9 protein-coding genes are annotated in these 9,524 nt (G+C 56.2%); all 9 read left to right on the forward strand.

Going from position 1 to position 9,524, the window contains the following annotated elements; translation table 11 throughout:
• Window positions 1-192: 192 nt before the first annotated feature.
• From CVT63_06660 to CVT63_06700, 9 genes are read left to right on the forward strand one after another with little or no spacing between them, the layout of a single operon-like run.
• A complete protein-coding gene (locus CVT63_06660; protein PKQ27683.1) occupies window positions 193-2,178 on the forward strand; it encodes a 2-oxoglutarate dehydrogenase in 1,986 nt (661 codons plus the stop codon).
• A gap of 17 nt (window positions 2,179-2,195) precedes the next feature.
• Window positions 2,196-3,311, forward strand: coding sequence for a hypothetical protein (locus tag CVT63_06665; GenBank protein ID PKQ27684.1), 1,116 nt, complete (start codon window positions 2,196-2,198; stop codon window positions 3,309-3,311).
• Between the two features lie 19 nt (window positions 3,312-3,330).
• Complete coding sequence (locus CVT63_06670; protein ID PKQ27685.1) at window positions 3,331-3,600, forward strand: acyl carrier protein; 270 nt, start codon at window positions 3,331-3,333, stop codon at window positions 3,598-3,600.
• A gap of 7 nt (window positions 3,601-3,607) precedes the next feature.
• Window positions 3,608-4,483, forward strand: a complete 876-nt coding sequence (locus CVT63_06675) for a hydrolase 2, exosortase A system-associated (protein PKQ27686.1) — start codon at window positions 3,608-3,610, stop codon at window positions 4,481-4,483.
• Window positions 4,480-5,367 (forward strand): hydrolase 1, exosortase A system-associated, encoded by an 888-nt coding sequence (locus CVT63_06680; GenBank protein PKQ27687.1) that lies wholly within the window; start codon window positions 4,480-4,482, stop codon window positions 5,365-5,367. Before CVT63_06675 ends, CVT63_06680 begins: the two co-directional genes overlap by 4 nt.
• A 7-nt stretch (window positions 5,368-5,374) precedes the next feature.
• A complete protein-coding gene (locus CVT63_06685) occupies window positions 5,375-6,223 on the forward strand; it encodes a hypothetical protein (GenBank protein ID PKQ27691.1) in 849 nt (282 codons plus the stop codon).
• A gap of 20 nt (window positions 6,224-6,243) precedes the next feature.
• Complete coding sequence (locus CVT63_06690; GenBank protein PKQ27688.1) at window positions 6,244-6,504, forward strand: acyl carrier protein; 261 nt, start codon at window positions 6,244-6,246, stop codon at window positions 6,502-6,504.
• Window positions 6,505-6,538: 34 nt separating this feature from the next.
• Window positions 6,539-7,777 carry a hypothetical protein gene (locus CVT63_06695; GenBank protein PKQ27689.1) on the forward strand — a complete coding sequence of 413 codons (1,239 nt, stop codon included), beginning with the start codon at window positions 6,539-6,541 and terminating at the stop codon, window positions 7,775-7,777.
• Between the two features lie 55 nt (window positions 7,778-7,832).
• Window positions 7,833-9,506 (forward strand): asparagine synthase, encoded by a 1,674-nt coding sequence (locus CVT63_06700; protein PKQ27690.1) that lies wholly within the window; start codon window positions 7,833-7,835, stop codon window positions 9,504-9,506.
• Window positions 9,507-9,524: the final 18 nt, after the last annotated feature.

Below are 9,524 nucleotides of genomic sequence, written 5' to 3' on the forward strand. Positions count from 1 at the left end.
AGAACGTTTTCGGTGTGTCATAGATGACGATGAAATTGATAGTGCAATGTTTGCTACGGTAGGTTCGTTGACCCAGTTCGTAGGATTGAAAACGGGATTATTAGTGGACTGAATTGGACCTGCATTCGTCTGTGCTTCTGTTTTTTCCGGTTGTTGCAACGCTGCCTAGTGCGGCAGACTTTGGATTGGTAGATGGAGATATCCCCGATTTTTGCTGTCGATGCATTTGGTAAACCCTGCATCGGAACAACACCCAGTGAGTTGTTCGCCTATGGTCATTTGATTCGTCAAACCGAGAAACTGGTACTCGATCTGTTCGGGCGGGGGTTGGTGTCGGGAACTACCCATACCTGCCTGGGCCAGGAGCTTTGCCAGATGTCGGTTGTGCGAGCGCTTGGTCATCCAGATGATTATGTTCTGTCAAATCATAGAAACCACGGACATTTTCTGACCTACTCGGGTAATTTCGTTGGCTTGGTTGCCGAAATCATGGGGCGCGAAGGTGGGGTTTGCGGCGGCTATGGGGGTAGTCAGCACCTTGCCTTTCGTAACTTTCACAGCAATGGTGTGCAGGCGGGCATGACCGGGATAGGCGTGGGTTTGGCCGCTGCCTTGAAAGCAAAAGGAAGCCAAGGGATTGTTGCCGTCGTTGTCGGTGATGGAACGCTTGGCGAAGGGCTGTTGTACGAGAGCATGAATTTAGCCTCGATCTGGAATGCCCCAGTGCTGTTTGTGGTCGAGCACAACGGCATCGCTCAAACCACCTATACGCGAGACACGATAGGGGGAGACATCCAACTGCGAGGCAAAGCATTCGGTCTGTTGACATGGCGCCTGAGCGATCGGGAAGACGATTTTTCAATCCAGGTTGAAAACGTGGTTTCCGAATTGCGGCAAGCACGACGTCCCGGTATGTTGGTCATCGACACGGGGCGTCTCGGGCCGCACAGCAAGGGAGATGATTTACGAGACCCGGTCGAGCTCGAAAAGCTTGCAGCGAAAGATCCGCTCCTCGCTTTGGAAACCAGCCTCCCTGAAGCGCAGGTCGAGGAAATAAAGGCTGCTTGCATAGCTTTCCTCGGGGAAGTCGAGCGTGTTGCCATGCAATCAGCACCGGCTAGTTTTGATCCAGTGCCCGAGCATGTATTCAAGCCAACTCTGGATATCGAGTTCCCCCTGGCAGAGTCTGCCGTGCCCAACATCAGAGCGGCTCTGAACGATGCTCTGTACAAGCTTCTTGAACACGATCCCGATGTGATGCTTCTCGGTGAGGATTTGCACGACCCGTATGGCGGCGCATTCAAGGTCACAGCTGGCTTGTCAGAGAAATTCAAGGGTAGGGTGATTTCAACGCCGATCAGCGAAGCTGGCATTACTGGTGCCGGAATTGGGTTGGCCATGGCCGGGAAAAAGCCGATTGTCGAGATCATGTTTGCCGATTTCCTGACGCTGTGCATGGATCAGATTTATAACCATGCGGTCAAGTTTCCTGGCATGTTCGCCGAGTCGTCTGTCCCTATCGTCATTCGAGCGCCCTGTGGCGGGCGGCGTGGGTATGGCCCGACGCATAGTCAGAGCCTGGAGAACATTTTTGTGTCGGTTCCAGGGTTGACCGTAGTATTCGGCAGTCATCGGCACAGCCTCGGCCAACTGCTCATCGATGCAACCACCCGCTGGCCGAATCCGACCCTGTTTCTCGAGCACAAGTTGCTATACGGCGAGAAGCCCGATCCTGCTGGCTATCAGGCGATTTTTGCCGAATCGGACGACATCGGGGCCGATCTGTTCCCAACGTTAAGAAGTGGCAGCGATGATCCCGACATCACCCTTTTGTCGTATGGAGGCATGCTGCCGATCGCCGAAAAGGCGGCGCGCATCCTTGAACAAAGCGAGGAGCTATCTGTGGAAATTGTGGCGCCAGCGCTGCTTGCTCCCCTGCCTCGCTTCTCATTGATGAAAGCTTTGCTGCATCGGCCGCGCATTCTGGTGGTTGAAGAGGCACATCACCATTTTGGTTTTAGTGCGGAAGTGCTCGCCATGCTTGCTGAAAACGGATATCAGGGAAAAGTTGCGCGCCTCGGTACAGCGCAGGTGCCAATCGCCTCGGCGCGCAGCATGGAAAGTGTGCAACTGCCAGATGAGGACGCAATCGTTGCGGCCGTAATGGACATTCTGTAGTGATCGGAAATCGATAGATGGCGACCCCAATACACGTACCACGCATCAATAATAACGACGACGAAGTAAAGATTCTTGCCTTCGATGTCGCAATTGGCGCCAAGGTCATGGCGGAACAGATTATCGGTCAGGTAGAAACTGACAAAGCCGTACTTGACGTCACGGCGCCAGTGAACGGTTATGTTCTTGGCTTTGTTGGCCAACCCGAGGAAGTCGTAAAGGTCGGCAGTGTCATGCTTTGGCTGGGCGAAACCGCGGAAGAAGCCATTCCGGAAATCACCACCGACGCTGTCGGAAAAACCGGATCGCACGCTTCGCTAATTACGGCCAAGGCGAGGATCATGCTGGCTCAGCATGGGTTGCAGGTGGGACAAATTCCAGCAATCGATGGCCGGATCACCGTGGAAGCCGTGGAGCGCTATCTGTCGCAGCACGGATTGGCCGGCACGAAGATAGGTGCCAATGTCGCGGTGGCGGGTATCCCCACCGAAAGCCTGCCGGAAATATCCGGATCACCTGTCGATCTCACGCGGGAAGAGAAAGGCATGGCGGCAACGGTGGCTTGGCACCGCGATTTTGCTGTGCCCGGTTATATCGAGATCGACTATGACCTCGCGTTTTGGGCCGAATATGCCAAACGATTTCAGGAAGAAAAAGGCTTGCTCATGCCGCCCTTGTTGCCCCTGATGGCATCGCGGCTGGTCGAAATTGCCAGGGAAGTTCCGCGACTGAACGCTACCTTCGTTGGCAACAAGCGATATGAATACGATTCTGTCAATCTCGGGTTCACAATCCAGGCAGGAGAGTCCCTGTATCTTGCCGTGGTACGCAACGCACAAGAATTGGATCAATTGGGTTTCGTAAATTCGCTGGGGGACGTATTGCGTCGGGCTACCGGGCACAATCTGCGCGAGTCTGAAGCCTCAGGTGCCACCATCGGGTTTTCCAGCATGGAACGCTGGAAGGTCACGCGACACATCCCGATACTTCCGCCGCATACCGCTCTGATGGTAGCCCATGCTGCAGGGCAGGGCGGGCGAGGGGTGCTTGGAGCCAGCTATGACCACCGCGTGCTGAATGGTGGGCAAGTCGTCGCTGCGCTAAAAAAGCTGGCGCAGCCAAAGAAAGATTAACGTACGGAAACCGGACAAAATGCCATTGAACAAAGAAACCATAGAGGCCGAAATCAAGGCCAAGATCGTCGAAATTGCTGCGCAGACTGGAGATGATGCCTCTGAACTGGCGGTGGACGACATTATTCCTGCGACCGGCCTTATCGACTCCACGGGCTTGCTGGAACTGATCGCGTGGTATGAAAAGACCTACGAGATTCCTCTCGCCCAAGAGGAAATCAATGTCGACAACCTGGGGTCGCTGACTCGGATGGCAGAGTTCGTACTTCGCAAGAAGGGCATGCTTTGATTGGCCAATGCCGGGGAGTGTGATTTTGTCGGGAAGCATTTCTTCTGCGCCGAGGCCGTTCTTTCTCCCATGTGGCAATGGGCGTCTGTTTTGTGTCTACCATGAGCCGATGGGCGGGGCAGAGGGTTGCTGGGGCAATGTCCTCGTTGTTCCGGCATTCAATGAGGAGATGAATCGTTGCCGCAGCATGGTGACCATTCAGGCCCAGGCTCTTGCAAAAGCAGGGATCGGGACGCTCGTCGTCGACTTGTTCGGTACCGGCGAGAGCGATGGTGAGTATGGCGAGGCGCGTTGGGATATTTGGATTGACAACATTCGAACATGTGCCGAATGGCTCGAAGCAACCCATGCCGGCGGTTGTTCTGCGCTTCTCGGCATTCGGCTGGGGGTTCCTCTGGCATTTGAAGCCATTCGGAATCTTCCGCATGTGCAGGCGGTGATCGCCTGGCAAGCTGTTGTTGACGGGAAGCACTATCTCACCCAGTTCATGCGAATGCGTATAGCAGCCAATATGGACAGAACCGATATCCCCAAGGATACGACCGCGGGGATGCGTGCACAGCTGGCTGCTGGTCAGAGTATAGAAGTGGCCGGCTATGAAATTGCTCCCGAATTGGCGCGCAGCATCGATGGCCTTAGGTTGATCGATTTGATGCCTCCGGAATCAGTATCGATGGCTTGGTTTGAAAAAGGGAGCGGCGACGAACCAGTCATTTCAACCATTAGCCAAAATCTGGTCGAAGGGTGGAGACAGGCTGGCAGGCACGTCGACGCAGTTGCTTTTGACGCACCAGCCTTCTGGGCGCTTTATGACCGCTATATTTCGCCCGAGCTCGTTGAGCAAACAACTGAATGGGTCAAATCCTTGCGGTGGCAAAAATGAACGAGATACCGATCATTTTCGAAAGTGACGCCATCCCATTGGTTGGTATGCTGCATCAGGCACAGGGCAATCCCGAATTGGGCGTGCTCGTCATGGTTGCCGGCGGACCTCAATATCGTATCGGCGGCCATCGGCAGCTATTACTCTGGTCGCGAAAATTTGCGGCGCAGGGATTTCCGGTATTCAGATTCGATTTCCGAGGGATGGGCGACAGTTACGGTGAGTACGTCGGTTACGAAAATGCGGAAGGCGACATTCGGGCGGCGATTGACAGGCTCTATCAGGAATGCCCGTCTTTGAAAGGGGTGGTTCTGTGGGGGGAGTGCAACGCCTGTTCTGCGTCGCTATTTTATGCCCACAAGGATCAGCGAGTGCTGGGCATCGTAATGCTCAATCCTTGGGTGCGCACCGAGGAAGGTCAGGCTAGAGCGGTCGTCAAGCATTACTACCTTAACCGGCTGACCGAGCGGTCATTCTGGACCAAGGTGTTCACCCTCAAGTTCGATATCCTCGGCTCAGTGCGTTCTGCCTTCAAAATGATCGCGAAGGCACGAGGAAGCACTCGGAAAGGAACATCGTCGCAACAAATGGATCGGCGGCCATTGCCCGAGCGGATGCTGGAAGGCCTCACACATTTTCGCGGCAGAATCATGATGGTCATGAGTGGACGGGATTTGGTGCCCAAGGAATTCGATGACTTGGTAGCAAGGGAGCCCGCCTGGAAAGAGCAGCTTGCCGCACGCCAGACCGAGCGATATGAATTGCCCTATGCCGACCATACATTCTCGTCCGGCGAGTGGCGAGAGCAGGTGGCGGTCTGGGGAATCGATTGGCTGCGAGGCCTCCATGCTGAGCATGGACAGGCTCCCCTTCAGCGGATGTGAAACTGCAATGGCAAAACCGACCATAGAAGCGATTAGCGAAGAAAATCTGCGGGAATTCGCCGATTTCCTCGTCCAGCATATGAGCTATCAGCGTAGCCGTGAGGAGTGGATTGAAGGACTTTCCGCCAATTGGGCTGCCGAGCGGCCCAATTTTGGCTATATGTTGCGTGACGAAGGGCGCGTTGTCGGGGGGATTGGCGCAATCTACGCGGACCGCCTGATTCGCGGCCGGACAGAGCGGTTCTGCAACATCACCAGTTGGTGCGTGCTCGACGACTACCGCAAGTTCAGCATGCAACTGGCCATGCGTCTGGTAGCTCAGGAGGGTATACACCTGACCGATTTTTCACCAACCAAGGTAGTGGCGGGGGCGCTTCAGTTCCTCAAGTTCCAACCGCTCGACGAGGCAGTGATCGTCCTTCCGAATCTACCGATTCCCAGCTTTGGTTGGCGGGTCGAGACAGACTCCGGGCGTATCGACCGGGATTTCTCCGGGGATCTGGCCAAAAAATGGCTGGATCATGCAGCCTTTCCCTGGTTGAACCAGATTCTGCTTGGTCGGCCGGGGAATTGGTGTCACATCATCTACAAGCGCCGTAGCTTCAAGGGATTGCCTTCTGCCTCGATTCTATACCTGAGTGACGGCGAGAGCTTTCTGCAGGGATTGGCTACGCTGCAGTTGCATTTCTTGCTCCGCGGCATGGTGTCGACGCATGTCGAGCGCCGTATGCTGCCGGCCGTTCCTCGAATTGCAAAAATCCGTACAGGGTTCAATACCAAACAATTCAAATCGGACACGCTGACTAGCGACGATATTGACTACCTCTACTCCGAATCGGTCGCCCTCGACCTGTAAAACTATAAGGAATGCCATTGATGAACACACTGCAGACCATTCTGAAGATTCTCGACCGGGAACTCAACCTGAAAGGCCGTGCGCTCGAATACACGGCTGACACCAAGTTGCGCGGCGCCTTGCCCCAGCTTGACTCGATGGCCATCGTTTCGCTGGTTTCGGCGCTGGAGGAAGAGCTCGGTTTCGAGTTTCCCGAAGACCAGCTGGATGGCGCCATCTTTGAAACTGTTGGCACGTTGACCGATTGTGTCCAACGCCTGCTGGCCGCGGACAGCGCATAGCATCATGAAGACCGCTGCCGATTCTCCCTGTGGCGTGTGCGGACCAACCCTCGGCTGGTCGGATTGTTGTGCGGCAAGGTTTGCCTCGGCCGGTAACATCTTCATCATTGTCCTGTTGCTGATCGCCGTTGTCGGTCTACTGGGAACTGCGCCAACACAGGCCGGTGAACCCGAGCGCAAAGAGACTGAGCACGTGGTCAAGGTCGGCCCACAACGCGAGATAAAGACGCTGCGTGAAGCATCGCGAATTGCCCAAGCGGGAGATACCGTGGAGGTCGATGCTGGCGATTATCTGCATGATGTCACTGTCTGGATGCAGGCCAAGCTCAAAATCAAGGCAGTTGGCGGCAGGGTTCGAATGATTGCCGACGGGATGTCGGCAGAGGGCAAAGCGATCTGGGTTCTCAGGGGCGGCGCCATCAGCGTCGAGGGCTTCGATTTCATCGGTGCCAAGGTCAATGATAGGAATGGCGCTGGCATCCGTCTGGAAAAAGGCAATCTGTTCGTTCGTGACTGTCGTTTCCTTGACAACGAGAACGGCATCCTGACCGGGGGGAATCCTGAGGCCACGCTTGAAATCATCAACAGTGAGTTCGGCAACAACGGCCATGGCGACGGCCAGAGTCACAATCTCTATGTTGGCACGATCGCCCGCCTGACGGTCATTGGCAGCTATTTTCATCACGCCAGGGTGGGCCATCTGCTGAAGAGCAGGGCGGCCGAAAACCACATTTTCTACAATCGTCTGACCGACGAAGTTGGTGGGAAGGCCAGTTATGAACTCGAATTGCCGAGCGGCGGGGTCGGTTACATCGTCGGCAACCTGATTCAGCAGAATTCGACCACCGAGAACCCACATCTGATTTCCTATGGTGCCGAAGGTTACCGTTGGCCAAACAACGCGCTCTACCTGATCAACAACACCTTGGTCGACAACCGTCCGCAGGGCGGGATATTTCTTCGCATGAAGCCCGGGCAGCAGAAGGTTGTTGCGGTCAACAATCTTCTGGTTGGAAAGGGAAAGCTGGAGAGTGCCGGTCCCGGCGATTACCGCAACAATTTCAACGTCGACTGGGATCAATTTGTCCAGGCGGTGCGCGAAGACTATCGCCTGCTGCCAAACGCCGGTCTCCGGTACAAGGCGGTAGAGCCACCGATAGTGCCTGGCGTCAATCTGCGTCCGGCCAAGGAATACCTGCATCCCCGATCGACTCGCAGTACCGGCGGCGTCCCGCTAAGTCCCGGGGCCTTCCAGACTTCGACGCCCCCCTGAGCTTTCTTGTCGCGCTATCTGCCGCGTGAATAACAATCAGATTTTGGAAAACACCATGGCCGCACCCCAGTTGCTCCACCTCTCCGGTTCCCCTCGCCTGCCGAACGGCAAGCTATTGGCCGAGGCTGGTCAGGATGTCATCGAAACTTGGCAGCAGGTTTTCGAACGCGCGGGCGGTCAGGGGCTGGCCGATGTTGGGGGCGACTTTTCAGTTGCCCTAGCCATGCCTGACGGACGGATCGTATTTGCAATCGACCGTTTCGCCGTACGTACTCTGTGTTATCGCGTATCCGATAGCAAGATCGAGTTGGCGCCGCGGGCAGATCAGTTGGCGGATAGCGCTCAGGCCATCGATCCGCAAGCTATTTTCGATTACCTCTACTTCCATGCCATTCCGTCGCCCAGAACCATCTACCAGAATGTTCTGCGGCTTCCGCCCGGTCATTTCGGCGTCTTCGACAACGGCCGCCTGAGCATCCAGCCGTACTGGAAACCCGTCTTTACGGAGGGGCAGGGCGCCTCCTTCGACACCTTGCGCGACGAGTTTCGCGGGCTGCTGCACAACGCGACGGCAAGGCAACTCGATGGCGGCAAGGCGGGCTGCTTCCTCAGTGGCGGCACCGATAGCTCGACCGTCGCGGGCATGATCGGCGAGGTCACCGGCAAGCCGGCGGCCACCTATTCGATCGGTTTCGAAGCCGAAGGCTACGATGAAATGGAGTACGCCCGGATCGTGGCCCGCCATTTCAAGACCGAGCATCACGAATACTATGTGACGCCCGATGATCTGGTGCGCAGCATTCCCGAAGTGGCCAGATCCTACGACCAGCCATTCGGCAACTCTTCGGCCCTGCCGGCCTATTACTGCGCCAAGATGGCCAAGGAAGACGGTATCACCCGTATCCTCGCCGGCGATGGTGGCGATGAGCTTTTTGGCGGCAATACCCGCTATGCCAAGCATCGCATCTTCGACCTCTATCAATACGCGCCCGCATTCATTCGCAACGGTCTGATCGAGCCGATCATCGGCATGCCTGGCGCGGCGGGGATTTCGCTGTTGCGCAAGGCGGCCAGCTACACCGAGCAAGCCAACACGCCGATGCCGGATCGCCTCGAAATGTACAACCTGATCAAGCGGCTGGGCATCGAGCGGGTGTTTGCCAAGCAGTTTCTCGAACAGGTCGATCTTCAGGCCCCGCTCAATCAGCAGCGCGAGGTCTGGGCAAGCCCGGAGACCGGAAGTGCCGTCAACCGGCACCTTGCCTTCGATTGGCGCTATACCCTGGCGGAAAGTGACCTGCCCAAGGTGCTTGGAACGACCCGGCTGGCCGGGATCGACGTCGGCTTTCCCATGCTGGACAGCGAATTGCTCGCGTTTTCCATGCGCTTGCCGATCGATTACAAGCTCAAGGGGACCAAACTTCGCTGGTTCTTCAAGGAAGCACTACGCGGCTTCCTGCCTGACCAAGTCATCACTAAGAAAAAGCAGGGCTTCGGGCTGCCCTTCGGTGTCTGGGCGACCCGCCATGAGCCATTGCGAAAGCTCGCCACGACGTCGGTCGGCGGGTTGGTCGAGCGCGGCATCCTGCGTCAGGAATTTGTCGACGAACTGCTCGGCAAGCACCTCTACGAGCATCCCGGTTATTTTGGCGAAATGATCTGGATCTCCATGATGCTGGAGCAGTGGTTGCAAGGGCATGCGCCCGACATGCGCCTGAGCGCGGGCTGACCCGACCCTTCGGCGCTT

The organism is Candidatus Anoxymicrobium japonicum, assembly GCA_002843005.1.
GTDB lineage: Bacteria > Actinomycetota > Geothermincolia > Fen-727 > Anoxymicrobiaceae > Anoxymicrobium > Anoxymicrobium japonicum.